The organism is Hornefia butyriciproducens (assembly GCF_009695915.1).
Taxonomy (GTDB): domain Bacteria; phylum Bacillota; class Clostridia; order Peptostreptococcales; family Anaerovoracaceae; genus Aminicella; species Aminicella butyriciproducens.
The window spans coordinates 168,159-192,622 of record NZ_VUMZ01000003.1 but is presented as its reverse complement, the minus strand read 5'-3'; the positions used below and the strand labels follow the sequence as shown (position 1 = coordinate 192,622).

The window sequence follows — 24,464 nt, the reverse complement described above, 5'->3', positions numbered from 1 at the left end:
TCTTAATTTTATTACATTTTTTTCCAGTTTTCAACCCATTTCTGAAGATTTCTTTGGAACCCCAGAAAAATCTTAACTTTACAACCCTTATATGGTATAATGTCGATGTATATTTTGAAATAACCAGGGAAATGAAAAAGGGGAAAGTTTAATATGCGAAGTGACAAGTATAAAGCAACCAGTGGTAAATCCTTGAAAATCGGGAAACGGGAGCTGGCGCTCACACCGAAGAATATCATTAAGATCATTCTTCTGGTGATTCTGGCTCTCATTGTTGCTACGGTCATCTATGCCGTAGTATGTATTGCCACTGCGCCGAAAATCGACACCAGCAAGATCTATGAGACGCTCAGTGAAGCCTCAGTGATCTACGATCAGAACGGGAAGAAAGTAGATACCGTATACTCCGATCAGAACCGCGTGAACGTGAAATACGACGATCTTCCGGAAAACCTTGTCAACGCCTTTGTTGCGCTGGAGGATAAAACCTTCTGGAAGCATCACGGTTTCAACTTCATCCGCGTCATGGGCGCGATTAAAAGTTCCATCACATCGGGCGGCCAGGTCAGCGGAACCAGTACCATCACACAGCAACTGGCGCGGAACGTCTATCTGACATCCTCCATGTCTCAGCACACGATGAAGAGGAAGATCATCGAGGCATGGTATACCGTGAAACTTGAGCGCAACCTGAGCAAGAAGCAGATTATGGAAGCATATCTGAATACCATTAACCTCGGTTTCGGAAGCTACGGCGTAGAGGCTGCGTCCGAGGCCTACTTCGGAAAGCATGTTCAGAAACTGACGTTGGCACAGTGTGCGGCGCTGGCAGCTCTTCCCCAGGCACCGTCCAACTATGCTCTGGTAGAACTTCTGGACTCTGACGCGACGCCCGGCAGCGGCACCGTTCTGAAGCGTAACAGTGAAGGAACATATGTCATGAACGACACCAGCAAGGACCGCCGCGATACCTGTCTGGCGCTGATGAAGGAACAAGGGTACATCACCTCCGCCCAGTACAAAAAGGCCACCGGCACCAGCCTGAAGAAGATGCTGCACGTCAACTTCAACGCAAACAGCTCAGGTATCGCCTATTTCACTGACTACGTGGTGGAGCAGGTCATCTCTGATCTGCAGGACAAACAGGATCTCAGTTATGACGATGCCTGGGACAAAGTATATAAGGGAGGTCTGAAGATCTACTCCACTCTGGATCTTAAGGCGCAGAAAACCATTCAGAAGGAATTCCGCAACGACGCGAATTTCCCTTCGATCACAAATATCAGTTACGATGGCAACGGAAATATTCTGAACAAAAACGGTGTTGTGGCAATGTACAAATACAGCAACTACATCAGCAACGGCCGGTTCACCTTCAAATCCGGTGAGATCACAAAGAATTCCGATAATTCCCTGACCATCAAGGCCAACAGGCGGCTGAATGTTTACAAAACGACCGCCAACGGCCAGACGGATTACAGCATCGAGTTCCCCACCATGTATCAGTGGGCGAACGGAAAACTGTATGCCATCTCCGGCGGATATATCAATATTCCTCAGCAATACAAGACCCTCGACAGCAAAGGGAACGTAATCGTATCAGCCAAGTTCGTGACAAGCAAGGCTGGAAAGAAATTCTTCCATAAGAAAAACGGACGCTATTATATCACAAAGGACGGTTACACAGTAAATCAGAAGGTCGTGCAGCCTCAGGCCGCAATGACGATTATTGAAAACAGCACCGGTGAGATTAAGGCGATGGTCGGCGGAAGAAAGACCCGGGGCAAAATGCTCTACAACAGAGCGACCGAGCCGCGGCAGTCCGGTTCCTCGATCAAGCCTCTGGCGGTATACGGCGCGGCGCTCCAGCAGAGTGTGGAGGAAATGCGCGAAGGAAAGAAGCATACCTTTGTCAACTATAACATTGACAGCCAAGGCACCAGCGGATGGGGTGACTACATCACCGCAGGCTCTACCGTTGTGGACGAGCGGACCACCAACAACGGCACCACATGGCCTGCCAACGCATCCGGCTCCTACAGCGGCAGACAGACCTTCCGCTCTGCGCTGCGGAACTCTATCAACACCTGCGCGTATAAGATCTTCATGCAGGTCGGCGTGGACTACTCCGTCAAGATGGTCAAGAAATTCGGAATCACGACGCTGGTGACCACCGGCAGCACCAACGACCTGAACGCCGCAGCTCTCGCTCTCGGCGGACAGACCAAGGGCGTCACCACACTGGAAATGGCCAACGCCTTTACCACCTTCCCGAACAACGGAACCCGAGCCAAGACGCCGATCTGTTATACCAAGGTCACAGACGGCGACGGGAACACCCTGATCACCAAGACCACCAGCAAGGTTCGGGTACTCGACAAGGGAGTTGCCTGGATCATGACCAACCTGCTGAAGGGCGTTGTGTCCGGCGGTACCGGTACAGCCGCTGCGGTCACGGGTACGCAGGCCGGAGGTAAAACAGGAACCACCAGTAACCAGTATGATATCTGGTTCGACGGTTTCACGCAGAACTACACCGGAGCACTCTGGATCGGAAATGATATCAACATCTCTCTCACCAGCATGTCCGGCTACGCGGCGTCTCTGTGGGGCAAGATCATGAATCAGCTTCCGGAAGCAGTCAAGGGCTCGTACAAAGGAATGCCCGGCGATGTTCAGTATGTCAACGGAGAATACTACGTCAAGGGGACGTACAGCTACAGCGGCTATTCCACCGGCAGAAGTACAACCGGCAATAACACCGGCAACGATAACGACGACAACAAGAAGGCCCCGAACAATAACGGGAACAATAATAACAATAACAACACGCCGGCCAACAACGGAAACAATAATACAAACAACGGAAATAACACCGACGACGATGACGACGAATGATCTGCCGTCAGAAAAAATTCGGAACGCTGTGGGGAAGACATCAGCAAAGTTTTCTTCCCCTGCGTTCCGGATTTTTATTGCATAATAAATCCCCGCGTCTGCGACGAGGACCTGGCAGAACTGCGCACCCGGCATACGAAAAGGGCTGCCCTCCTTTGAGACAGCCCCTGCCGTATTCGTTTATTTATTCAGTGCCCAGCTTCTGTCGGAACTCCCGGACACGCTGCGAAAGATCCTCTGCACCGAAGACCGCGGATCCCGCAACGACGATATCCGTCCCCGCCTCTACAATTTCCTCTGCATTCTCGAGTTTGGCTCCTCCATCGATCTCAATCTCGAATTCACAGCCATACTTTTCCCGGATCTCCACGAGCTTCCGAACTTTTTTCATACAGGAGCGGATGAAAGACTGTCCGCCGAAGCCCGGGTTAACTGTCATTACAAGAATCAGATCCGCATATTCCAGAATATCCTCCAGCATGCAGATGGGCGTCGCCGGATTGACAGCCACCCCGGCTCCGACTCCATAGGAACGGATATGCTCCACCGTGCGGTTCAGATGCGGACACGCTTCCTGATGAACAGTGATGAATTCCGTCTTCTCCGTAACAAAATCGCCGAGATACCGATCCGGATCCTCAATCATCAGATGAACGTCATAAGGAGCGGTCTCGAAATCATTCAGACTCTTCATCACAGATGCTCCGAAACTGATATTCGGCACGAAATGCCCGTCCATAACGTCGATATGCATATAATCGGCTCCGGCCGCCGAGACAATTTCCGTCTGTTCACCCAGTCTGGCAAAATCAGCCGACAGAATAGATGGTGATAGCTTAGCCATATATATTCCTCCTCTTTTCCTTCAGTTCCTCGAAATTGCGGATATAGGATTCATAGCGCAGGGGATGAATCTCCCCGCGGGACACCGCCTCCCGGATTACGCATCCCGGTTCATGGATGTGATGACAATCGTCGAACCTGCAGCTTCCAAGACGCTCGCAGATTTCCGGATAGCAGGAATCCAGCTCGTCCTCCGTCACATCAGATAAGTCGAAAGATGTAAACCCCGGCGTATCATACAGCATGCCGCCGCCGGAAAGCCTGAAGATTTCCACATGTCTCGTCGTATGTCGTCCTCTCCCCGTCTTGTGACTCAAACCGGATGTCTCCATACCGGCGTCTGGAATAAGCAGATTCGTGATGCTGGATTTCCCTACGCCGGAAGGACCGGCCAATGCGGAGGCTTTTCCGGAGATCTCCGTTTTCAGTTCCGCTATTCCCTCTCCGGTACAGGCGCTGACCCGCAAAACGGGATAGACGCCTCTGTAGCGCGAGGTCAGTTCCTCCGCCTCTTCCTCCGAAACCAGATCTTTTTTGTTCATACAGAGAACAGGCGTTACTCCTTTGCTCTCCGCCGTAATCAGGAACTTATCGATTACATCGAAATTCGGCGATGGCTCTGCCGGAGCAAACACAATCACCATGCAGTCGACATTGACGACAGGCGGTCGGGAAAACTGATTTCTGCGGGGTTCAACTGCATTGACGACTCCGTCGCCGTCCTCCAGTACCTCGATCTCCACAAGGTCTCCAACCATGGGGGTGATGCCCTCTTTCCGGAAAATCCCTCTGCCGCGAGTCCTGACGATTCCCTGTTCTGTACTGATATAATAGAATCCTCCGATTCCTTTTATAATTCTTCCCTTCATCAGGCGCACGGCTCCTTAATCATCCGAGTCCTCTTCCGGATTGTTCCCCGGATTGTCTGTATCTGTAGACGGTGCACCCTTGCTGATCTTCAGACTGACCGATGCTCCCTTCGATACCTTGGTTCCCGCGCCGTACTGCTGCCACATGACGGTTCCCTTGCTGTATACTGTGCTCTCCTCGTACAGAAGCTTGCCTGTCGTCAGGCCGTAGCTTGTCAGCTTGGCCTTTGCCTCAGTGTAACTCAGCCCGGTCAGAGAAGGCACTGAAATTTTTGTTTCCTCAACCGTCTTTTTACCGCTGCATACGACGATATTCACGCTGGTGCCCTTCTCCTTCACCGCATTGGCACTCGGATCCTGACGAATGATCTGTCCCTTGGAATAATTATCGCTCTTTTCATAGTCTACACTTCCGAGCTCAAATTCACCGTTTTCCTTCAGATACGATGTGATCTCATCCTTATCATAATATTTTCCGACCAGATTCGGAACAGCGCCGGTCTTCTTTCCTGCACTGAGGTTCACAACAACAGTAGTCCCCTTCTTCACCTTCGTATATGCGGCCGGAGACTGCTTCGCCACATTACCGGCATCGATACTGTCACTGTTGACCTTATCGCCCTTCTCGATTTTCAGTCCCGCGTCCTCCAGCACCTTTCTGGCTTCTGAATAACTGAGATCCGTTACAGACGGTACGGTAACCTTGCCGAAACTGAGAGTATTCGTCGCGAACAGCACTCCAAAGATACCGGCAATCAGCAGAAGTGCTACCAGAAGAATGACGGGCCATTTTTTCCGTCCCTTCTTTTTGCCCTTCTTTCTGCCTTTCCCGTCGATATCCTCATCTGAGTCCTGCACTGCCGCCATTGGAACAGGATTCTGCTGCGGTCTGTAATTTCTGTTATCGCTGGCTGCAAACACAGAGTCACCGACCATATTCGTCACGAATTCGATATTTTTCAGTTCCGCAAGCATCTCGTCCGCGTTCCTGTAGCGATTGGACTGGAATTTGTCTGTGGCCTTCATGACCAGCTTTTCCAGCTGCGGCGGGATTCCCGGAACGAGCTGGGAGGGCGGAGTGATCTCGTCATTGATGTGCATCAGCGCTACCTGAACCGGATTCTCGCCGTCGAACGGAACCGTTCCGGTCAGCATCTCGTACAAAACAATTCCCAGAGAGTAGATATCGGAACGCTCGTCCACGTATGCTCCCCGGGCCTGCTCAGGAGAAAAGTAATGAACCGAGCCGATAATCTTGCTGGTTTCCGTCAGAGTGGAATCGCTGACCGCCTTGGCGATACCGAAATCGCCCAGCTTGGCGGTTCCCTCTGTGGTAATCATGATGTTATGGGGCTTGATGTCCCGGTGGATGATGTTGTGCTTGTGCGCGAGACTCAATGCGGAGGCAACCTCCTTGGTGATCTCAATGGCCCGCCGGTAATCCATCGGAGCCTGCTCCTTAATGATCTGACTCAGCGGTTTTCCGTCCACAAGCTCCATGACGATGAAGTGGATATTCCCCTCATGTCCGACGTCATAGACGCTGATGATATTCGGATGCTGCAGTCCCGCCGCCGCCTGAGATTCCCGGCGGAAGCTGTCCACGAACTGTGCGTCTTTGGTATACTCCGGACGCAGGATCTTGATCGCGACAAAACGATTCAGAAGACGGTCCTTCGCTTTGTACACAACGGCCATGCCGCCCTCTCCGATCTTTTCGATCAGCTCATATCTTCCTACTAATAATTTGTTACTCATCTAGGTCATCCTCCGTGATCTTCAAGCAGATTATCGTAATGTTATCGTTGCCTCCGTTCATGTTGGCCATTTCTATGAGGTCGTAGCAGGTGTCTCCCATCGTTTTCCCTTCCGAGAGCTTGCTCACGATATCGTTCTTCTTTACCTCCCCGTACAATCCGTCTGTACAGAGGAGAATGATATCATCTTTCATGACCGGCGCGATGAAAAAGTCCGATTCGATTTTCGGTTCCGCGCCGACGGCCCGGGTGATCATATTTTTATTCTCATGGGACTCCGCTTCCTTTTCCGTAATCACTCCGGCTTTCACCAGACTGTTTACGTAGGTGTGGTCCTCCGTGATCTGCTCCAGCCTTCCTTTGCGATAAACATAAGCTCTGCTGTCCCCCACATTGGTAACGTACATTTTATTTTTTCTGATAAACGCGATGACCACTGTCGTCGCCATCCCCCGGTTCTGTTCAAACCGTCTGGAGTTTTCCAGAACGCGGAAGTTGATTTCCCTCACACAGGTGTCGAAATATTGATGGATCTGTTCCGGCGTCTTCAGCTCGTCCACAGGATGGCGATCCACATAATCGATAATCCCCGTCACCGCGGTTCTGCTTGCGATCTCTCCGGAATTGCTGCCTCCCACGCCGTCTGCGATCACAAAGACCCTGTCCCGGGGCATGACGTAGCAGGCGTCTTCATTGTTGCTCCGCATCCTGCCCTTATCGGTTCTGAAACCTATGTCCATAGATTTGGCTGACTCCTTTCCATCAGTATTTTTTCTTGAGCTTGCAGTAATAGAATCCGTCGGTGCCTTCCCCGTTCGGCATCAGCTGCCGGCTGTGGATCAGACGGAAATTGCTGTTGTTTTTCAGGAAATTTCCCACAACATCCGCATTCTCTATTTTATTGACCGTGCAGGTACTGTAAATAATATACCCGCCCTTCTTCAGATATTTCGATGAGGTCTGCAGTATCTGAAGCTGTTTTTTCGCCAGATCTCTGCCTTCATTCTTTACCTTTCTGTATTTGATCTCAGGTTTTCTTCGGACAACGCCAAGACCTGTACACGGCACGTCACAAATGACTTTGTCCGCGGTTTCCACGAGATCGGCTCTCAGTTTCTCTGCATTATTCAGCGCGGTATGGATAATATGAATTCCCAGACGCCGCGCGTGTTTCTCAATTGCCTCAAGTTTTTTCTCGTAAATATCAAAGGAGTGGATATCTCCCGTATTTTCCATCATTTCCGCGCAGACAAAGGATTTACCGCCCGGCGCCGCGCACACGTCGATGACCGTATCTCCCGGCCGCGGCTCCAGAGCCTCTACCGAAGCGGCTGAACCGGCGTCCTGCACAAAGAACAGTCCTTCTGTGTATTCCGGAAGTTCCAGCAGTCCGTGCCCCTCCAGCGTCAGAACATTCTTCGAAACCTGACTGTAATATGCCTGTACACCTCTTTCTTCCAGCCGCACGCGCAGTTCCTCAGGCGTCGTTTTCAGCGTATTGACACGGACGGTAAACGGCGGAACCAGATTGCTCGCCGCCATCAGAGAGGCCGCACGCTCCTCGCCGTACTGATCCAGCCACAGCTTTGTGATCCAGGGATCAAAGGAATATGCCGCACTGAGCCGTTTAACCGGATCCTCCTCATTAATCGGCTGTTTCAGCGTCTCCCGGCTGCGCTGAAAATTACGAAGCACACCGTTGATCATTTTCGTCTGATAAAAGCAGAATTTCTTCGCCATCTTCACGGTCTCATTCACCGCAGCGTAGTCCGGAACAGAATCCATAAACATCAGCTGATATATTCCCATGCGCAGAAGCACATGAGGCTCCGCATCCAGTTTTCGGAGTCCCTTTTTCACCAGCTGCTCCAGAAGATAATCCAGATAAAGCTTGTTCTCGAGAACACCGTAAACAAGATCCCTGACGAACGCCGGGGAATCAGGCTTCATCGTCCTGATCTGATTATTCAGCTCGATGTTTGAATAACTCGTGTTCTTCTCCATCCGAAGCAGCGTATAATAGGCTGTTTTTCGGTTGATATCCATACAGACCTCACTTTGTTATCAGGAAAGTGTCCACGGTCAGTCGCTGTTTCTCAGGGCGATCAGACGCAGAAGATTTGCCGCCGCTACAGCTACCGCCGCTACATATGTCATTGCCGCCGCCCGCAGCACTCTGCGAGATCCCTGCATGTCCTCCGGCATCACCAGCTGCATCGCTTCCATCTGCTTCAGCGCCCGTCGGCTCGCATTGAATTCCACCGGCAGGGTAATCAGATGAAACGCGATGACAACGAGAAATGCCACGACGCCGATATTGAACAGAAGGTTCCCGATCGCGGAAGTGCCCGGATCTGCAGCCAGCAGGCCGAATCCGATGATAATCAGGATCCAGGAAGCGCTGGATGCAAAATTAACAACCGGGACGATACCGTTCCGCACCTTGAGGGGAACATAATTGCGGGCATGCTGAATCGCGTGCCCCGCCTCGTGGCAGGCTACGCTCACCGCGCTGACCGACGGTACGTTGCATACAGGCTCCGACAGATTCAGCGTTCTGGATCGCGGATCGTAATTATCCGTCAGACTTCCGCCGACAGCCCGGATCTGCACATCCTGCAGCCCGTTGGCATCCAGAACTCTGCGGGCGGCCTGCGCCCCTGTCAGCCCGTTCTGGTTTCTCACCCTGGAATACCTGTTAAAAACGCTCTTCACCCGTCCCTGCGCAATAAACGCGAAGATCATTGCCGGAATCAGAATGATGACCGTTGGATCAATCCCATATCCGTAATACATAAATATACTCCTCCCTTATAGTCAGTATACCATGAAATCCCTTTCTGTTGCATCAAAATCCTTTATTTCAGAACGTCTCCGGGCAGTATTTTGTGTCCCCGAAGAAAATCCGCCGCAGCGGTGCGCCGTTTGCCGGGAAGCTGCAGTTCGGTTACCCGCAGAAGCTTCCCTCCGCAGCTGATGTCGATGCTGTCGGAATGAACCGACGTCACAGTACCCGGCGGAAGCTCGCAGCGGGCGTCGGGGCATTCGGCCCGCCAGATTTTCAGTGTTTTCTCTCCGTATGTACAAAACGCGCCCGGCCACGGGTCGAACGCCCGGATCTGCCGCTCGATCTGCCGCGGATCACGGCTGAAATCGATTTTTCCATCCTGCTTTTTCAGCATGGGCGCAAAAGTCGCCTCCTCGTCCTTCTGCTTTGTGTACACAGCCTCTCCGGACTCGATCTTCGGAAGCGTCGCAGCCAGCAGATCTGCTCCCATAACCGAGAGTTCGTCGTGAAGCTGCTCAAAATTCTTGTGATCCACCTCTGTCTCTGCCTTTGCGATCATATCTCCGGAATCCAGTCCCTGTTCCATCCGCATGATAGTGACGCCGGTTTTCTCCAGTCCGTTCAGAATCGCCCGCTGCATGGGCGCCGCACCCCGCAGCTGCGGCAGAAGAGAACCATGCACATTGAAACAGCCGTACCGGGGGATATCCAGAACATCCTGCTTCAGGATCTGACCGTAAGCGACGACGATGACCGCGTCCGGTCTGTAGTCCCGGATTTTCCGCCGATCCTCCTCACTGTCCTTCAGGCGTTCCGGCTGAAGGACCTCGATTCCGTACTCCAGAGCCGCCTGTTTCACCGGTGAAAATGTCACCTGCTTCCGGTTTCTGGCACGATCCGGCTGAGTGACCGCAAACCCGATCTCATGACCGGCCTCGATCAGCTTCCGCAGTGTCGGAACAGCAAAATCCGGAGTTCCCATAAAAATCAGTTTCATATGCGGTTATTCCTCTTCTCCCGGTTCCTCTTCCATCACAGGTTCGTGAATATCGGTGGCTTTATCTGTATAAAGAATCCCGTCCAGATGATCGTATTCGTGACACATCACTCTCGCATGGAAGTCTTCAAACTCATATTCCTGCCAGTTTCCGTCCAGATCCTGCGCCCGCATTCTGATTTTCTGCGGACGTTCCACCGTGCCGACAAGCCCAGGAACGCTGAGACATCCTTCTTCGCCTGTCTGACTTCCCTCTTTTTCGAGGATTTCCGGGTTAATCATGAAATAGACCTCCCCCGGCGCAGGCTCCGCCACGAACATCCTCCTCATCACGCCGACCTGCGGGCCGGCGATTCCGACACCCTGCTCCTGACGCATGGTCTCCAGCATATCCTCCATGGTTGTGCGGATCCGGTCAGTGATTTCTGTGATTTCACGGCAATGCTTTCTGAGTATCGCATCGCCTTCCTTAACTACGTGTCTGATTGCCATTGTTCCTCCTGTGTCTGTTACAGCATGCTGTATGGATTGACATCAATCGTCATGCTGCATTCAATTCTGTTCTTTGTCATCTGCTCCGCGAAGAAGCGGAGATAATATATGTATCGGCCGCGCTCTCCACGGGGACATTTAATCAGGATGTGATAGCGGAAGCTGTCCTGCCCCTTGAAATTTCCGGAAAGCTTCGGCGCGAATATGCGTTCCGCACCGGGCAGCCCGGCCCGAACCAGGTAATCCTTGCAGCGATCCGCCTGACTGCTGGCCAGTTCCTCCGTTCCCGCGGTGAATTCCGCCGCGATCAGATCACTGAAGGGCGGATAATTCATAAACCGGCGAACCATAATCTCCTGCCGGAAAAAACTTTTATAATCATGCTGTGCCGCCGCCAGCAGCGCGAAATTGTCCGGGGTGCCGGTCTGGACAATCACTCTTCCCTGTCTGGCTCCGCGTCCGGCCCTTCCGGCCACCTGCGTCACCAGCTGAAAGGTTCGCTCCGTCGCGCGGTAATCGGGAATGTTCAGGCTCACATCTGCCGCCACCACGCCGACCAGCCCGACGTTCCGGAAATCCAGTCCCTTCGCCACCAGCTGCGTTCCGATCAGGATATCCGTTTTCCCTTTGGCGAAATCGCCGATGATTCCGTTAATCTCTTTTGTTTTCTTCGCCGTGTCGAGATCCAGACGGTTCACGACGTAATCCGGAAACTGACGGGCGGTAAATTCCTCCACCTGTTCCGTTCCCACACCGGAAAAGCGAATGTTCTCTCCTCCGCAGGACGGGCACCGGGCCGGAACTGCGAATTTTTTTCCGCAGTAGTGGCAGATTGCGGCGTTTTCTCCTTTGTGATAAACCAGCGAAATTCCGCATTCCGGGCATTTCAGCACCTCACCGCATTCCTTGCAGGCGATGAACGTGGAATACCCGCGCCGGTTCAGAAACAGAATCACCTGTTCCCCCGCGGCCAGTGTCCGCTTCATCTCATGGTAGAGCTGATTGCTGAACATCGTCCGGTTCCCGCGCCGCAGTTCTTTCCTCATATCGACGATTTCCACCACCGGAAGCGGAACCGCATTGTACCGGTGCTTCATCTCCAGAAGAGAATAGATTCCCTCCTTCGCCCGCTGGTAGGAAACCACAGAGGGCGTGGCGCTTCCCAGAAGAAGTACTCCGTGGTAATGCATCAGCCGTCTGACCGCAACGTCGAGCGTCTCGTATTTCGGCGTCTGATCGGATTTATAGGTCGCTTCGTGCTCCTCGTCCAGAATTATGGCGCCGATGTTCTCCATCGGGGCAAACACTCCGATCCGGGCTCCGATCACAATTCTGGCCTCACCGCGGCGGATCCGCATCCATTCATCAAAACGCTCCCGGCCCGTGAGTTTGCTGTGCATTACGGCGATTCTCTCCTTGCCGAAGCGTCCGATAAACCGCTCCACGATCTGCTTTGTCAGCGCTATCTCGGGAACGAGCATAATCGCGCCCTTTCCCATCGCAAGAACCTGCTCAATGGCTCTCATATAGACCTCTGTCTTGCCGCTGCCGGTAACGCCGTGGATCAGAAACCGTTCCTCCCGGCCCTCCCGGATCGCTGCGCCGATGATGTCGGTTACCCGCTGCTGCTCGTCTGTCAGGGTTTCCACCGGCTGCGATTCTCCCCGGGCGTTTTTATAGGGCTCCTTTTCCTTTCCCGGCGCAGGAGGCTTTCCGTGAGGCACAAAGCATTTTACGCCGTCCATATATCGGATCCCGTAGCGTCGGCGCATCCAGCATATGGTCTCAATCATTTCTCCGTTCAGCGAAAGGCTTCCGTCCACGCTTTCGATCTTCCGAATACGGGCGGGATCGATCTCCGGATCCACGCCGGTCTGAAAAACAAATCCTCGCCGGTGGCCTTTGCTCCTACCGAAGGGAATGTTCACGATCTGGCCCGGAGAAAGGGGTTCGTCGAAAGCATAAGTATACAGTTCATCTGTATGTCTGCTGTTATTGTCTACAACAAGGTTGACATAGTTCATCCGAATTCTCCGCTACAGCAGGAAAATTCCGTGTCTCCTGCACTCCTCCGTCATCGCCTGCGGCCAGACGGATACCTGAACCTCACCTATATGAGCCTTGCGCAGGAAGTACATACACAGTCTGCTCTGCCCGATACCTCCGCCGATAGAATACGGCAGTTCATCGTTCAGAACGGCCCGGTGGTACGGCAGCTGGCGTCTGTCTTCATTTCCCGCGAGCTTCAGCTGACGATCCATCGCAGCGGCATCCACGCGGATGCCCATGGAAGAAATTTCAAAAGCTCTGTTCAGTACATCGTTCCAGAGAATAATATCTCCGTTCAGTTCCCAGTCGTCGTAGTCCGGAGATCTGCCGTCGTGCTTTTTGCCGGACCGGAGCGCGCCGCCGATTTTCTCAATGAAGACAGCTCCGTGATCCCGGCAGATCAGATCTTCTCTCTCCTTCGGCGTTTTGTTGGGATACAGATCCTCCAGCTCCTGTGCCGTAATAAAATATATTTCATTGGGAATCTCCGTCTGTACATCGCGGTAGAGCCGGTTCACATAATCGCCGAGATTTTTGACCGCGTTGTAGATCGTCGTAACAGTCTCGTGAAGGTACTCTGTGGAGCGCTGCTCCTTTGTGATAACCTTCTCCCAGTCCCACTGATCCACATACACCGAGTGAAGATTGTCCATCTCCTCGTCCCGGCGGATTGCATTCATGTCCGTGTAAATACCGTGTCCCGGCTTGATTCCGTACTTTCCGAGGGCGTAGCGTTTCCACTTCGCCAGAGACTGCACAATCTCCACACGTTTCTCATCCATGTCCTTCAGCGTGAAATCCACCCGTCTCTCCACACCGTTGAGATTGTCGTTCAGTCCCGATTCAGGAACTACGAACAGCGGTGCGGAAACCCGGCGCAGGGAGAGGCCGTAAGCCAGCTCCGACTGGAAGTAATCTTTGATTTTTTTAATAGCTCTCTGTGTTTCCAGAGGGTTCAGCAGTGCTTTGTAGCCTTCAGGCAAAATCAATTCTGACATATATTTTCTCCTTGTCAATAAATTATTATCGTAGTCTAGTCGTTTTTGGAAAACAGGCACCCGCAGTAATTCTGCCGATACAGTCCGTATTCCCTGGAAAGCTGTACGCTGCGCTGGAAGCCGGCTTTCTTCTTGAAATCCCGGTCCAGATACTCAATCCCGAACTCCGTCGCAAGCGTCCGGCCGATTTCGGAAATTCTGCGGTAGTCTTTGTGCGGGCTGACGGTGAGAGTCGTGCCGAAGATCGGATAACCGTGCTCCGCGGCAAACGCGGCGGTTCTTGCCAGGCGCATCTGAAAGCATACGGTGCATCGGGCCCCTCCCTCCGGTTCCTGTTCCAGTCCGCGGACCCGTTCCAGGTACCGCTCCGGATCATAGTCACCTTCAACAAAGGTTACATGGCCCCGCGCTCCCGCCGCCTGACGGTTGACCGCATCAATAAATCGGATCTGCTCCGCTTTGCGTTTCTCGTATTCCTCCCGGTCCGTAATACACGGATTATAGAAAAAGACTGTAATACTGTAATCCGGCAGCAGTCGCTCGATTACAGCGGTACTGCACGGCCCGCAGCAGCTGTGCAGCAGAAGATTTTTCTGCTCCAGGCGGCTCCCGACGGGATCAAACCGGCATTCCGTCTGACTCTGTCCGCAGTATGCGAGACCGCAGTCGCCGGCTTCACGTTTTTTCTCCGTCATACTTCCTCCAACGCTTAAAATCACTTCACATTCGTAACAATTTATTATATCATAAAAATATGCTGAAAGGAAGAAAAAAGGGTGATGACAAAGGGCAGTAACATGAACGCAGAAATAAATGCTGAAGTGAACGATGAAATGAATGCTGAAATGAAGTGTGAAGTGAAAGCCGGAGTAAATGAGTACGGTGAATCTCTGCGGATTAACACCATCGGCCGGTGGCTGAAAAGCCGCTTCGGTCAGAAGATGGCGAAACTGGCTCTGGACGGCGGTTTTACCTGTCCGAACCGGGATGGAACTAAGGGATACGGCGGCTGCCTGTTCTGCGGGACTGGCGGAGGCGGCGATTTCGCGTCCACCATCGAGGAGCAGATCCACCTTCTGTCAGACAAATGGCCGGGCGCCGGGCATCTCGCCTATTTCCAGAATCATACAAACACCTATGCGCCCGTCGAAGTGCTTCGGGAGAAGTATTCCGCCGCGCTGAATTCGCCCGGCATCCGCGGCCTGGTGATTGCCACCCGCCCCGACTGCCTGCCGGAAGATGTTCTGGAGCTTCTGGATCAGATAAACCGTGAACATTTCATGTGGCTGGAGCTGGGGCTTCAGACCGGCAATGAAACCACCGCCGGGAGAATCAACCGATGCTACGACAATTCCGTTTTCGAGTCCGCCATGACCTGTCTGCAGGAACATCGGATCCGAACAGTGGTTCATCTGATTCTGGGGCTTCCGGGGGAAACCCCGGAGGACATGATGGAATCCGTCCGATATGTGTCGGAAAGCGGCGCCTGGGGAATCAAGCTCCATCTGCTGAACGTGGTCCGCGGATCACGTATGGCAGACGAATATCCGGGATACATTCCCTTTCAGAGTATGGAAGAATACATCGATCTGGTCTGTGATATTGTCGAGATGCTTCCTCCTGAAATGGTGGTCCACCGCCTGACAGGAGACACGCCCCGCAGGGATCTCATTGCGCCGGAGTGGAGTTACCGCAAGCGGAGCATCCTGAACGGCATTTATGCCGAGCTCCGCAAACGCGGCACATATCAGGGGTTCAGGAACCCCTCACGACCTTAACCGTATAAGTCCGTTTCAGACCCGACGAGGCTGTACACACCACCTTGAACGTATTGGTTCCCTGCGAAAGAGATTTCTTTCCTGTTCCTGAAACCTTCGCGGAGGTTCTGCTCGCCGCGCCGGCGGAAATCGTCACCGAGGACACGTTCCTGTCTACATAGACCGTAAACGACTTGGTATAATTCTGCGACGAACTGCTGATCTTCGTGTAGGTTCTGCCGCCTGCCGTGACCTTCAGGGTCTTCAGATAATAATTATTGTCCTTTTTCCAGCTGGAGGACGGAACCTTGCAGGCGCTCGACGGCATATTTTTATAAACAGGGATATAGAATACGATCTTTTTGTCGTAGATTTTGTATCTCTTATAACTGGACGCGGTGGATACCGACGTATTGCGCGGTGCGTAGACCGCTGTCATATAGACGTGAGTTCCTACCTTGCCCAGCCCGTTCATCACGTTGAAATGTTCCAGATAGGCGCAGCTTTGGTTGTTCGCGATAAAGTTCGAGGCGATGTACTTAGCCCCTCCCCGTATCGCTTTGTCAATACTGGTCCAGGGACGCAGATAACTGGAGCCGCTTCCCGCATACCTGATACCGTTAGACGCACCGCCGCTGGCGGAATCGTAGGCGCCGATGTTGAAAACATTGTACACCTTCCGGCCGCTGACCGTTCCGCTGTTGATCCCGGTGCCCTGCTCCTCCAGCGCCTTGGCGGCCAGATAGACCGGGCTGATGTTATAGTTCTTCGCCGCTGTGACAAAGCTTCCGGAATTCTTATAGAGGTAACTGTTCCTTCCCTTTGTCATGGTTTCCACCATGGAACGCGTCTGATAGGAGGAATGGTACCGGTTGTCTTCAAACATGAACACATGCGTATCGTCCAGCCAGTTTCTGGGATCCATGTAAAATTTCACACATCCTTCGGAGGCGGCGATAAACTTCGCTCCGTCCTTCGGCGTGTATCTGTTGGTCAGATAGTTGTAACATCCCTTCTCCACGGAACGGTAGGAGTACGGAAAGGTCGTATAGACCAGATTGGTTCCCGTCCTATCTGTCATCCGGGAGACCGCATCCGACCAGTCCAGTCCTGTGTTTACCGCCACAAATTCCCATTTTGGATGCGCTTTTTTCAGCGCGGCCAGTTTCTTTGTGTAACTGGAAGGAAAGCCCTTAAAGGTCGCTGAGCCTGAAGAAGATGAATCAGACGAATTTCCCGACGAGCTGTTCTTCGATGAGGACGAAGAGGATTTGTTTGTCGAAGAAGAGGATTTCTTCGTCGAAGAAGACGCTTTTGACGATGTCGAACTCAGCTTGACGTAGCGGGCAATCACATAATAATATTTGGAGCCGACCTTGATTTTATACCACTTCTCTCCGTTCCGGTCATAAGCGGTCAGCACCACCTTGACTGATTTCCCTTTTTTGTAAACAGCCTTCTTCGCATAACTCCAGCCGGCCCCGGTCCGGATATTGACCGCCGCTGTCGTCTTGCCCGATACGGTAACACTGTCCGCGTATTTTACGAGGTCCGAACGGATGTATCCCTTATAACTGCTGATATAATACCACTTGTACTTCGCTTTCATGCTTTTTTTCGCAGTGAAATATTCCGCCTTGATAGAGAATTTCTTACCCTTGGACAAAGTTTTTACCTGCGCAGAAGATACCGACGCGGAAGCGCGGATGACGGATGCGGTCTTTGCAGTCCCGGAGGCAGCAGGCTTCGATGCAGCAAAAACGTCCGTGCCGCACATCATCATCGCGAGGATAATTCCGAACAGCGTCACGGATATCATTCTGACACGGTTATTCTTTTTTACTGAAATGATCATATTTACTCCAAATCCGGCTACCGGTCGGGTCCCAGACGTCCATCGTTGTAATGTTTCCGGCAGAGCGACACGTACATGTCGTTTCCGCCGATCACAATCTGCTCCCCCTGCTTCACGATGTTTCCGTTCACCAGCCTGGCAACCATCGTCGCCTTTCTGCCGCACCAGCAGATCGTCTTGATTTCCTCGATCTTGTCGGCGTAGGCAAGCATATAATACGATCCCTCAAAGAGTTCATTTTGAAAATCGTTTTTCAGTCCGTATGCCAGTACAGGCACCTCGAAACTGTCCACGATCTCAGCCAGTTCTTCCACATGATGTTTCTTCAGGAACTGACACTCATCAATCAGCACGCAGTCAACGGGATGATCCGTGTTCTTCTGGATGAAGAGATCCAGAATATTTGTATCCTCGTTAACGATGTCAGCCTCTCTCTGCAGCCCGATGCGTGAAGTGATCAGTCCGACACCGTAGCGGTCGTCCACCGACGGAATCAAAGTGAGAACGTGTTTCCCGCGTTCTTCATAATTATAAGCGACCTTGATGAGTTCAATCGATTTGCCCGCGTTCATCGTGCTGTAGCGATAATATAACTGTGCCATGTTCCCTCCCGAATCATTTGGTTCTATGATACCAAAAATTTACCGTATTCGCAAGACTATATTCTGAGCAGGTATTGCAAGAAAATTGAGCCGTGTGGTATACTGTTGACAGAATTTCAATGAAAATCCGGCCGACAGGCAGAGAAGGGAAGCATCATGTCAGATAACAGAAAATACATCAATAAAGCAAAATCCATCGTGATCAGCCGCAGTGAGGACTTCCGCCCCTATCTGGATCTCTATATTTCGGAATCCAGGGCCCGGGGAACCGCGCTGAATCACCTGCCCTATCTCCGCTCCACCATGACCGGTATCTTCGAGGCCTCCATTCACCAGGCGCTTGGTGAGGCCCTGACCGAACGGGACAGCCGTCTGCTGGTCCGGAGGCTCTACCGCCTCTGCGAAAACCTGAAGCGTACCGAAACGGCGACCCGCCTGAACCTGCACACCCCGGCCTATGCGGCGGCTGTCATCGCGGGAGCTCTCTCCGGAAACCCCCTCACCGACCGGGAGATCAACTTGCTGGAGCCGCTGGACCAGAGCGTCCGCGCCTACTTCGAGATGGCCGAGGAGAAACTGCACAGTCAGCTGGACACTCCGGAGGCCCCGGCCGACTGACCGTCTGCTCGCAGATCGTTCTCAGTTCGTTCTCAGCATTTTCCCCTCAGTTTTTGTTATATACAAAAGATGCAAAAAATTTTTCTGCTGCGTACAAAGAAAAATCGGCAACCGCCGAACGTCAAGGTTTGCAGCGGTTGCCGTAAAAATGGTGCTCAGACTCGGAATTGAACCAAGGACACGAGGATTTTCAGTCCTCTGCTCTACCTACTGAGCTATCTGAGCACATCATTATTAACTTGTAAATTGGTGGGCCACCAGGGACTTGAACCCGGGACCTGCCGGTTATGAGCCGGATGCTCTGACCAACTGAGCTAGTGGCCCACATTTCTGATGGTCGGGGTGGCAGGATTTGAACCCGCGACCCACTGGTCCCAAACCAGTTGCGCTACCAAGCTGCGCTACACCCCGATACAACGAGCCCGCGCTGTGGGTCGAAAATGGCAGGGGCAGAAGGATTCGAACCCTCGACACGTGGTTTTGGAGACCACTGCTCTGCCAACTGAGCTATACCCCTATAAAAAACGGAGAAGGCGAGATTCGAACTCGCGCTGCCCTTAATCGAACACTAACGGTTTAGCAAACCGTCCTCTTCAGCCACTTGAGTACTTCTCCAGGTACACGAACCGATGGTACATCCCGAATCCCTAAATGGCGGAGAGGGTGGGATTCGAACCCACGGTTCTTACGAACACCGGTTTTCAAGACCGGCACCATCAACCACTCGGACACCTCTCCATGATGGCGGTGATTCGTAAAAAAATGGTGACCCATCGGAGATTCGAACTCCGGACACCTTGATTAAAAGTCAAGTGCTCTACCACCTGAGCTAATGGGTCGCAACTGGCTGGGGTAGCAGGGATCGAACCTACGCATAAGGGAGTCAAAGTCCCTTGCCTTACCACTTGGCTATACCCCACTATCACATTGATTAAAATAATTGGTGAGCCCGCAGAGATTCGAACTCTGGACACACGGCTTAGAAGGCCGTTGCTCTATCCAGCTGAGCTACGAGCCCACACTATTTGTTTGTGGAGCGGATGATGAGAATCGAACTCACGCCATCAGCTTGGAAGGCTGAGGTTCTACCATTGAACTACATCCGCAAAATGGAGCGGAAGACGAGATTCGAACTCGCGACCCTCGCCTTGGCAAGGCGATGCTCTACCCCTGAGCCACTTCCGCATGTTGGTCGAGGGAGATGGATTCGAACCATCGTAAGCTCAGCTAACGGATTTACAGTCCGCCCCCTTTAGCCACTCGGGCATCCCTCGACATCATCAATGTATAATGGGATCTGCGTAGAATCTGTGTTGACTCTACCAAATCGCGTATTCAGTTTCAAAGGTTCAATCTTTGCATGGAGCTGGCGGAGGGAATCGAACCCCCAACCTGCTGATTACAAATCAGCTGCTCTACCGTTGAGCCACGCCAGCAAATTGGCGACCAAGACGAGGCTCGAACTCGTGACCTCCAGCGTGACAGGCTGGCATTCTAACCAACTGAACTACTTGGCCATATATGTCCTTGATTGTCCTCACAGTCCGGAGTCAATGGAGACGGTCATCTATGTGTGCCCACTACATTTCTGCAGCGTTCTGTCCAACGTCTTCCATCTGTATGACAGGCATTCTCCCGACCGGGCCAGACGCCCAAGTCCTGCGGTATTGCGGTGTCTATGTTCTCGACACAGTTAGTAACTATACAGTAAATCGCGGGGTTTGTCAATAGAAAAATCCAAATTTTTTTTACAAGATTTTGTGCGGAGCTTTACCACGACCGCGGCACCTTCACCAAAGCACCCTCCACATGCTCTACCACATTCCCTCCTCCGGCAATACCGGTCAGTACGTCTATGCAGGATTCTGTCGCAGAAGGATCGCAGGTCAGGTGAAATCCGACCCGATCCAGATACTCGAAATCCGACAGAGTCACATTCTCCCCGAAATCATGGTTCTGAACCCGGTGAAACGCCTTATAATCGATTTTGCACACGAGAACGTCTCTTTGTTCCACATCGCAGATTCCCGCCGCCTCAAGGCCGATTTTGGCGCTTGAGGTATACGCCCGTACCAGTCCTCCGGTACCTAGTTTGATCCCGCCGAAATAACGGGTCACCATCACAGCAGTATCCGTCACTCCCAGGGAGACCAGCAGCTGAACGATCGGCGCGCCGGAAGTCCCCTGCGGCTCGCCGTCATCGCTGCCCCACTGCACCTGCATGGCGTCGCCGATCACCATGGCCGGCACATTATGCGTCGCATCGCGATATTTCTTTCTTATTTCCTCAAAAAAGGTCTCTGCGGCCTCTCTGTCTCCGCAGGGCATGACATGAGTAATGAAGCGGGACCGCTCAATGATCTGCTCACCCTCGCCCGGCCCTGCCACCGTACTGTACAGTTTCATTTTGTTAACTCATACTCCTTCAGTCTCTGATGATCCGCAGAGGAAAGCTCCGTCAGAAATTCTGTACCTGCTTCGCGGTATTCCATAGAGATCACATTTGTTTTATCACACAGGTAAGACGACAGATCCCCCCGGTCATAGGGAATCAGAAGTCGTACAGTCTCCGTGTCAAAGACCCGTTCTTCAATCTCCCCGACCAGTTCTTCGAGACCTTCCCCCGTCTTCGCGGACAGGAAAAGATTCCGTACGCCCGATTCGGGAACGGTCAGCCCGTCAGCGATGTCCATTTTATTGAAGACCATCAGTTTCTCTTTGTTCCCGGCACCGATTTCCTCCAGGACCCGGTTGGTCACGTCGATCTGGAACTGATTGTCCTCATAAGACGCGTCCACGACATGCAGAAGCAGATCCGCATACCGCACCTCACTCAGCGTCGCCTTAAAAGCCTCAACCATTCCATGCGGAAGCCTGCTGACAAAACCTACCGTATCGATCAGAATGAATTCATGACCGGAATCCAGCCGGATGCTCCGCTGCTGCGTGTCCAGCGTGGCGAAAAGCATATCCCTTTCGCAGACGGACTTCTCCTCTTTGGCGGACAGCGCAAGAAGCCGGTTCATCAGTGCCGATTTTCCGGAATTTGTATACCCCACCAATGCGACGACGGGAATGTCTGACTTTTCTCTGCGGCTTCTCTGCACGCTGCGATTCATTCTGACTTTGGCCAGTTCCGTCCGTATGTCGTCCATCCTGCGTTCGATATGACGGCGGTCTGTCTCCAGCTTCTTCTCGCCGGGACCCCTCGTCCCGATTCCTCCGCCCAGGCGGGAAAGGGATTTTCCGAAACCGGTCAGGCGGGGCATCCGATACTGAAGCTGTGCCAGTTCCACCTGCAGTTTGCCTTCCGCCGAGGTGGCTCTGGACGCAAAAATATCCAGGATCAGAATCGTCCGGTCGATAATTCTGACGCCGATGGCGTCTTCCAGGTTCCGGAGCTGCATCCCGGTCAGCTCATCATTGAAAATAACCATGTCGGCTTCCATATTCTTCGCCATCTCGGCCAGCTCCAGAACCTTTCCGCTTCCAACCAAAGTAGCGGTGTTTGGCTTCTCCAGCGACTGCACCGCTTCTCCGATCACTTCAACAGAATCTGCCTCTGCAAGACCTCTCAGTTCCTGCATAGAATAAGAGATGTCTCTGTTTCGCTGCAGACCGACCAGAATCGCTCTGTAGCATTCCTCCTCAAGCACTCTGTTATCTTCTGTGAATCTAAGCATTTAAATCTCGATCTTATCAATTTCTCCGCGCAGGAACTCGTTGGTGATCTTGATCCGTGTTCCCTTCATTCCAAGAGATCTGGATTCGATCACGCCCGCACTCTCCAGTTTTCTGAGGGCGTTTACAATGACGGAACGCGTGATTCCGGATTTATCGGCGATCTTGCTGGCAACCAGAAGTCCCTCATCACCCTCCAGTTCTGCGAAAATCTTTGTGACAGCGTCCAGTTCGGAGTAGGACAGAGTCTCCAGCGCCATGTTGACTGCATTCTTTTCTCTGCTGTCAGCTTCTTCCTCCATCGTGATTCCCCGGGTAACCTCCAGGCCGATGACAGTCGCACCATACTCGCAGATCGCGATATCCTCATCGTTATAGGCGCGGTCCGGACGGGCAAGCAGAAGCGTCGCCACTCGCTTTCCGCCGAAGATAATCGGCACGATGACGTGATACTTCGACGCCATCTCATAGTCCTCGCCGTAGATATCCTTGATGCTGTCGTAGATCAGATTTTCCTTTGTCTCCGTAATCTCAAGGAATTTATCGTTGTACTGCTCCGGCAGGCAGGAAACGCCCTCTTCTTCAATGATCAGTGGAGCCTCCTCGCCCTCCTTGTACTTCGCGGCAAGCACCTTTCCCCGTTTATTCATGATATAAACGTTGGAATTCAAGAGTTCTCCAATCGTTTCACACAGTTCGTCAAAGGACACATACCCTGACGCACTCTCTGAAAGCATCCAATTCATTTTCCTGATTTTTTCTAATAGTTTTTCGCTCATGTTAGTCTCCCATTCTTTAAAAAAGTACTAAAGAATATATTTATCAACATCATCCCTGCGGATGGTGTCGTTAAACTTGTTTTGTACAAAGGCCCGGTCAATGATGATTTTGCCGTTCTCGTCCGGCTCCGGAATCTCATAGGAAATATCCTCCAGCAGAATCTCCATAATCGTGTGCAGTCTCCGGGCTCCGATGTTCTCATTCTGCTCGTTCATCAGAAAGGACATCTCTGCAATCTCATCGATGGCGTCATCAGTGAACTCAAGATTGATTCCCTCTGTGGACAGCAGCGCCTGATGCTGCTTGGTAATCGCGTTCTCCGGTACCGTCAGAATCTTGACAAAATCCTCCTTGTCGAGATTATTCAGTTCCACGCGGATCGGGAACCGTCCCTGCAGCTCCGGAATCAGATCCGTCGGCTTGGATGTATGAAACGCGCCGGCACCGATGAAAAGAATGTGATCGGTCTTCAGCGGCCCGTATTTGGTGTTAACGACGCTTCCCTCGACGATGGGCAGAATATCTCTCTGCACTCCCTCCCTGGAAACATCTGCGCCCGATGTGTAACGGCCGCCCGAGGCGATCTTGTCGATTTCATCGATGAAAATGATGCCGTTCTGCTCTGCGTTCTCCAGAGCTTCATCCGTCACCTGATCCATATCCAGGAGATTCTGAGCCTCCTGTTCCCGAAGGATCTTCCTCGCCTCTTTGACGCGTACACGTTTTTTCTTTGTTTTCTGTGGCATCATATCGCCGAATATATTTCCGATGGCAATGCTCATGCCCTCGTTGCTCATGTCGAGCTGATTTCCCTTCGGCGTATCGTTCACCTCAATTTCAATAAACTGTTCCTCCAGAAGGCCGTCATGCAGCTGCTGGCGCACCTGATCGCGGGCCATCTCCACATCCGAGGATTCCGGCGCCTCCTGCTCCTTCTTCCGCTGGCTTTCCTCATACAGCTGTTTCTGACTGGGATAGCCTCCGCTGTTCATCAGAAAATCAAAAGGATTTCTGGATTCGTTTGTCTTTTCCTTTCCTTTGTGCGCGCCCGGAATGATCGCCTCAATGATTTTCTCCTCTGCGATGCCGTCTGCGATGTCATATTTCTCCTGCATCTTCTCGGCTTTAGTTATCCGCATAGAGGCCTCTGCCAGATCTCTGATCATAGAGTCCACGTCCCGGCCCACATAACCGACTTCCGTGAATTTGGTAGCTTCCACCTTCACAAATGGCGCTTTCATGAGTTTCGCCAGCCGCCTGGCGATCTCGGTCTTTCCGCAGCCGGTAGGCCCCTGCATCAGGATGTTCTTCGGCGTGATCTCCTCCCGCATTTCCTCCGGAAGAAGGCTTCTTCTGTATCGGTTCCGCAGGGCGATCGCGACGGATTTCTTCGCCTCATCCTGCCCGATGATATATTTATCCAGCGCGGCGACGATTTCCTTCGGCGTCATGCTCTGAATCTTCTGAGTCATTGCTGCAA

20 protein-coding genes and 14 tRNA genes are annotated in these 24,464 nt (G+C 52.4%); 3 read left to right on the top strand and 31 right to left on the bottom strand.

The features are described 5' to 3' along the window. The first annotated feature begins 153 nt into the window (after nt 1-153). On the top strand, nt 154-2,898 hold the full coding sequence (locus tag FYJ64_RS04670) for a transglycosylase domain-containing protein (protein ID WP_154574054.1): 2,745 nt from the start codon (nt 154-156) through the stop codon (nt 2,896-2,898). 184 nt (nt 2,899-3,082) lie between these two features. On the opposite strand, the gene rpe is transcribed toward FYJ64_RS04670, so the two are convergent. The 11 genes from rpe to FYJ64_RS04615 form a co-directional block, all read right to left on the bottom strand. Beyond that, the gene (rpe, locus tag FYJ64_RS04665; RefSeq protein ID WP_154574053.1) at nt 3,083-3,742 is read right to left on the bottom strand and encodes a ribulose-phosphate 3-epimerase; all 660 of its coding nucleotides are present in this window, start codon (nt 3,740-3,742) and stop codon (nt 3,083-3,085) included. Next, nucleotides 3,735-4,610, bottom strand: coding sequence for a ribosome small subunit-dependent GTPase A (rsgA, locus tag FYJ64_RS04660; protein WP_154574052.1), 876 nt, complete (start codon nt 4,608-4,610; stop codon nt 3,735-3,737). The genes rpe and rsgA overlap by 8 nt, the downstream gene beginning before the upstream one ends. 15 nt (nt 4,611-4,625) lie before the next feature. Further along, nucleotides 4,626-6,368, bottom strand: coding sequence for a Stk1 family PASTA domain-containing Ser/Thr kinase (gene pknB, locus FYJ64_RS04655; RefSeq protein WP_154574051.1), 1,743 nt, complete (start codon nt 6,366-6,368; stop codon nt 4,626-4,628). Continuing rightward, on the bottom strand, nt 6,361-7,107 hold the full coding sequence (locus tag FYJ64_RS04650; protein ID WP_154574050.1) for a Stp1/IreP family PP2C-type Ser/Thr phosphatase: 747 nt from the start codon (nt 7,105-7,107) through the stop codon (nt 6,361-6,363). Before FYJ64_RS04650 ends, pknB begins: the two co-directional genes overlap by 8 nt. A 22-nt stretch (nt 7,108-7,129) precedes the next feature. After that, on the bottom strand, nt 7,130-8,413 hold the full coding sequence (rsmB, locus tag FYJ64_RS04645) for a 16S rRNA (cytosine(967)-C(5))-methyltransferase RsmB (protein ID WP_154574049.1): 1,284 nt from the start codon (nt 8,411-8,413) through the stop codon (nt 7,130-7,132). Between the two features lie 36 nt (nt 8,414-8,449). Then, entirely contained in the window at nt 8,450-9,163 is a 714-nt protein-coding gene (locus FYJ64_RS04640; protein ID WP_154574048.1) for a zinc metallopeptidase, read from the bottom strand. Nucleotides 9,164-9,225: 62 nt separating this feature from the next. Then, nucleotides 9,226-10,152: a methionyl-tRNA formyltransferase gene (fmt, locus tag FYJ64_RS04635; RefSeq protein WP_154574047.1), complete on the bottom strand. Its 927-nt coding sequence runs from the start codon at nt 10,150-10,152 to the stop codon at nt 9,226-9,228. Between the two features lie 6 nt (nt 10,153-10,158). Continuing rightward, on the bottom strand, nt 10,159-10,644 hold the full coding sequence (def, locus tag FYJ64_RS04630) for a peptide deformylase (protein WP_154574046.1): 486 nt from the start codon (nt 10,642-10,644) through the stop codon (nt 10,159-10,161). Between the two features lie 17 nt (nt 10,645-10,661). Continuing rightward, nucleotides 10,662-12,668, bottom strand: a complete 2,007-nt coding sequence (gene priA, locus FYJ64_RS04625; protein WP_154574045.1) for a replication restart helicase PriA — start codon at nt 12,666-12,668, stop codon at nt 10,662-10,664. Between the two features lie 12 nt (nt 12,669-12,680). Next, nucleotides 12,681-13,691 (bottom strand): aspartate--ammonia ligase, encoded by a 1,011-nt coding sequence (gene asnA, locus FYJ64_RS04620; protein ID WP_154574044.1) that lies wholly within the window; start codon nt 13,689-13,691, stop codon nt 12,681-12,683. A gap of 35 nt (nt 13,692-13,726) precedes the next feature. Continuing rightward, the gene (locus FYJ64_RS04615; protein ID WP_154574043.1) at nt 13,727-14,386 is read right to left on the bottom strand and encodes an epoxyqueuosine reductase QueH; all 660 of its coding nucleotides are present in this window, start codon (nt 14,384-14,386) and stop codon (nt 13,727-13,729) included. Nucleotides 14,387-14,470: 84 nt separating this feature from the next. On the opposite strand from FYJ64_RS04615, the gene mnmL reads away from it, so the two are divergent. After that, nucleotides 14,471-15,469, top strand: a complete 999-nt coding sequence (gene mnmL, locus FYJ64_RS04610; protein WP_407928767.1) for a tRNA modification radical SAM protein MnmL/YtqA — start codon at nt 14,471-14,473, stop codon at nt 15,467-15,469. On the opposite strand, the gene FYJ64_RS04605 is transcribed toward mnmL, so the two are convergent. Both FYJ64_RS04605 and FYJ64_RS04600 read right to left on the bottom strand, forming a co-directional pair. Further along, nucleotides 15,447-17,303 carry an N-acetylglucosaminidase gene (locus FYJ64_RS04605; protein ID WP_154574042.1) on the bottom strand — a complete coding sequence of 619 codons (1,857 nt, stop codon included), beginning with the start codon at nt 17,301-17,303 and terminating at the stop codon, nt 15,447-15,449. The two genes, mnmL and FYJ64_RS04605, sit on opposite strands and share 23 nt — an antisense overlap. A 17-nt stretch (nt 17,304-17,320) precedes the next feature. Next, a complete protein-coding gene (locus FYJ64_RS04600) occupies nt 17,321-17,905 on the bottom strand; it encodes a thymidine kinase (RefSeq protein WP_075712025.1) in 585 nt (194 codons plus the stop codon). Between the two features lie 156 nt (nt 17,906-18,061). Here FYJ64_RS04600 and FYJ64_RS04595 point away from each other — a divergent pair, with 156 nt between their 5' ends. Continuing rightward, complete coding sequence (locus FYJ64_RS04595; protein WP_154574041.1) at nt 18,062-18,523, top strand: hypothetical protein; 462 nt, start codon at nt 18,062-18,064, stop codon at nt 18,521-18,523. Between the two features lie 149 nt (nt 18,524-18,672). On the opposite strand, the gene FYJ64_RS04590 is transcribed toward FYJ64_RS04595, so the two are convergent. The 18 genes from FYJ64_RS04590 to hslU all read right to left on the bottom strand — a co-directional run bounded on the left by FYJ64_RS04590 (nt 18,673) and on the right by hslU (nt 24,456). Then, nucleotides 18,673-18,748: transfer RNA gene (locus FYJ64_RS04590), tRNA-Phe, on the bottom strand. 22 nt (nt 18,749-18,770) lie between these two features. Continuing rightward, nucleotides 18,771-18,847, bottom strand: a tRNA-Ile gene (locus FYJ64_RS04585). Nucleotides 18,848-18,857: 10 nt separating this feature from the next. Beyond that, nucleotides 18,858-18,934 (bottom strand) — tRNA-Pro (locus FYJ64_RS04580). Between the two features lie 30 nt (nt 18,935-18,964). Further along, nucleotides 18,965-19,040: transfer RNA gene (locus FYJ64_RS04575), tRNA-Trp, on the bottom strand. Between the two features lie 8 nt (nt 19,041-19,048). Continuing rightward, nucleotides 19,049-19,138 (bottom strand) — tRNA-Ser (locus FYJ64_RS04570). 37 nt (nt 19,139-19,175) lie between these two features. Next, a tRNA-Ser gene (locus tag FYJ64_RS04565) sits at nt 19,176-19,261 on the bottom strand. A 25-nt stretch (nt 19,262-19,286) separates the two neighbouring features. Beyond that, nucleotides 19,287-19,362, bottom strand: a tRNA-Lys gene (locus FYJ64_RS04560). 5 nt (nt 19,363-19,367) lie between these two features. Next, nucleotides 19,368-19,442: transfer RNA gene (locus tag FYJ64_RS04555), tRNA-Gln, on the bottom strand. Between the two features lie 22 nt (nt 19,443-19,464). Further along, nucleotides 19,465-19,541, bottom strand: a tRNA-Arg gene (locus tag FYJ64_RS04550). Nucleotides 19,542-19,555: 14 nt separating this feature from the next. Beyond that, nucleotides 19,556-19,629, bottom strand: a tRNA-Gly gene (locus tag FYJ64_RS04545). A gap of 4 nt (nt 19,630-19,633) precedes the next feature. Beyond that, nucleotides 19,634-19,708: transfer RNA gene (locus FYJ64_RS04540), tRNA-Gly, on the bottom strand. Nucleotides 19,709-19,712: 4 nt separating this feature from the next. Further along, nucleotides 19,713-19,797, bottom strand: a tRNA-Tyr gene (locus FYJ64_RS04535). A gap of 87 nt (nt 19,798-19,884) precedes the next feature. Next, nucleotides 19,885-19,959: transfer RNA gene (locus tag FYJ64_RS04530), tRNA-Thr, on the bottom strand. A gap of 4 nt (nt 19,960-19,963) precedes the next feature. After that, nucleotides 19,964-20,040, bottom strand: a tRNA-Asp gene (locus FYJ64_RS04525). A gap of 253 nt (nt 20,041-20,293) precedes the next feature. Next, a complete protein-coding gene (locus FYJ64_RS04520; protein WP_154574040.1) occupies nt 20,294-20,929 on the bottom strand; it encodes an IMPACT family protein in 636 nt (211 codons plus the stop codon). After that, nucleotides 20,926-22,206 carry a GTPase HflX gene (gene hflX, locus FYJ64_RS04515; protein ID WP_154574039.1) on the bottom strand — a complete coding sequence of 427 codons (1,281 nt, stop codon included), beginning with the start codon at nt 22,204-22,206 and terminating at the stop codon, nt 20,926-20,928. The genes FYJ64_RS04520 and hflX overlap by 4 nt, the downstream gene beginning before the upstream one ends. Continuing rightward, nucleotides 22,207-22,983 carry a GTP-sensing pleiotropic transcriptional regulator CodY gene (gene codY / locus FYJ64_RS04510; protein ID WP_154574038.1) on the bottom strand — a complete coding sequence of 259 codons (777 nt, stop codon included), beginning with the start codon at nt 22,981-22,983 and terminating at the stop codon, nt 22,207-22,209. A 27-nt stretch (nt 22,984-23,010) separates the two neighbouring features. After that, nucleotides 23,011-24,456, bottom strand: a complete 1,446-nt coding sequence (gene hslU, locus FYJ64_RS04505) for an ATP-dependent protease ATPase subunit HslU (RefSeq protein WP_154574037.1) — start codon at nt 24,454-24,456, stop codon at nt 23,011-23,013. Nucleotides 24,457-24,464 lie beyond the last annotated feature (8 nt).

What these genes read in the sequence shown, in the direction of transcription:
- FYJ64_RS04670 (WP_154574054.1), top strand. Translation starts at nt 154, where the DNA reads ATGCGAAGTGACAAGTATAAAGCAACCAGTGGTAAATCCTTGAAAATC.
- rpe (WP_154574053.1), bottom strand. Translation starts at nt 3,742, where the DNA reads ATGGCTAAGCTATCACCATCTATTCTGTCGGCTGATTTTGCCAGACTG.
- rsgA (WP_154574052.1), bottom strand. Translation starts at nt 4,610, where the DNA reads ATGAAGGGAAGAATTATAAAAGGAATCGGAGGATTCTATTATATCAGT.
- pknB (WP_154574051.1), bottom strand. Translation starts at nt 6,368, where the DNA reads ATGAGTAACAAATTATTAGTAGGAAGATATGAGCTGATCGAAAAGATC.
- FYJ64_RS04650 (WP_154574050.1), bottom strand. Translation starts at nt 7,107, where the DNA reads ATGGACATAGGTTTCAGAACCGATAAGGGCAGGATGCGGAGCAACAAT.
- rsmB (WP_154574049.1), bottom strand. Translation starts at nt 8,413, where the DNA reads ATGGATATCAACCGAAAAACAGCCTATTATACGCTGCTTCGGATGGAG.
- FYJ64_RS04640 (WP_154574048.1), bottom strand. Translation starts at nt 9,163, where the DNA reads ATGTATTACGGATATGGGATTGATCCAACGGTCATCATTCTGATTCCG.
- fmt (WP_154574047.1), bottom strand. Translation starts at nt 10,152, where the DNA reads ATGAAACTGATTTTTATGGGAACTCCGGATTTTGCTGTTCCGACACTG.
- def (WP_154574046.1), bottom strand. Translation starts at nt 10,644, where the DNA reads ATGGCAATCAGACACGTAGTTAAGGAAGGCGATGCGATACTCAGAAAG.
- priA (WP_154574045.1), bottom strand. Translation starts at nt 12,668, where the DNA reads ATGAACTATGTCAACCTTGTTGTAGACAATAACAGCAGACATACAGAT.
- asnA (WP_154574044.1), bottom strand. Translation starts at nt 13,691, where the DNA reads ATGTCAGAATTGATTTTGCCTGAAGGCTACAAAGCACTGCTGAACCCT.
- FYJ64_RS04615 (WP_154574043.1), bottom strand. Translation starts at nt 14,386, where the DNA reads ATGACGGAGAAAAAACGTGAAGCCGGCGACTGCGGTCTCGCATACTGC.
- mnmL (WP_407928767.1), top strand. Translation starts at nt 14,471, where the DNA reads ATGACAAAGGGCAGTAACATGAACGCAGAAATAAATGCTGAAGTGAAC.
- FYJ64_RS04605 (WP_154574042.1), bottom strand. Translation starts at nt 17,303, where the DNA reads ATGATCATTTCAGTAAAAAAGAATAACCGTGTCAGAATGATATCCGTG.
- FYJ64_RS04600 (WP_075712025.1), bottom strand. Translation starts at nt 17,905, where the DNA reads ATGGCACAGTTATATTATCGCTACAGCACGATGAACGCGGGCAAATCG.
- FYJ64_RS04595 (WP_154574041.1), top strand. Translation starts at nt 18,062, where the DNA reads ATGTCAGATAACAGAAAATACATCAATAAAGCAAAATCCATCGTGATC.
- FYJ64_RS04520 (WP_154574040.1), bottom strand. Translation starts at nt 20,929, where the DNA reads ATGAAACTGTACAGTACGGTGGCAGGGCCGGGCGAGGGTGAGCAGATC.
- hflX (WP_154574039.1), bottom strand. Translation starts at nt 22,206, where the DNA reads ATGCTTAGATTCACAGAAGATAACAGAGTGCTTGAGGAGGAATGCTAC.
- codY (WP_154574038.1), bottom strand. Translation starts at nt 22,983, where the DNA reads ATGAGCGAAAAACTATTAGAAAAAATCAGGAAAATGAATTGGATGCTT.
- hslU (WP_154574037.1), bottom strand. Translation starts at nt 24,456, where the DNA reads ATGACTCAGAAGATTCAGAGCATGACGCCGAAGGAAATCGTCGCCGCG.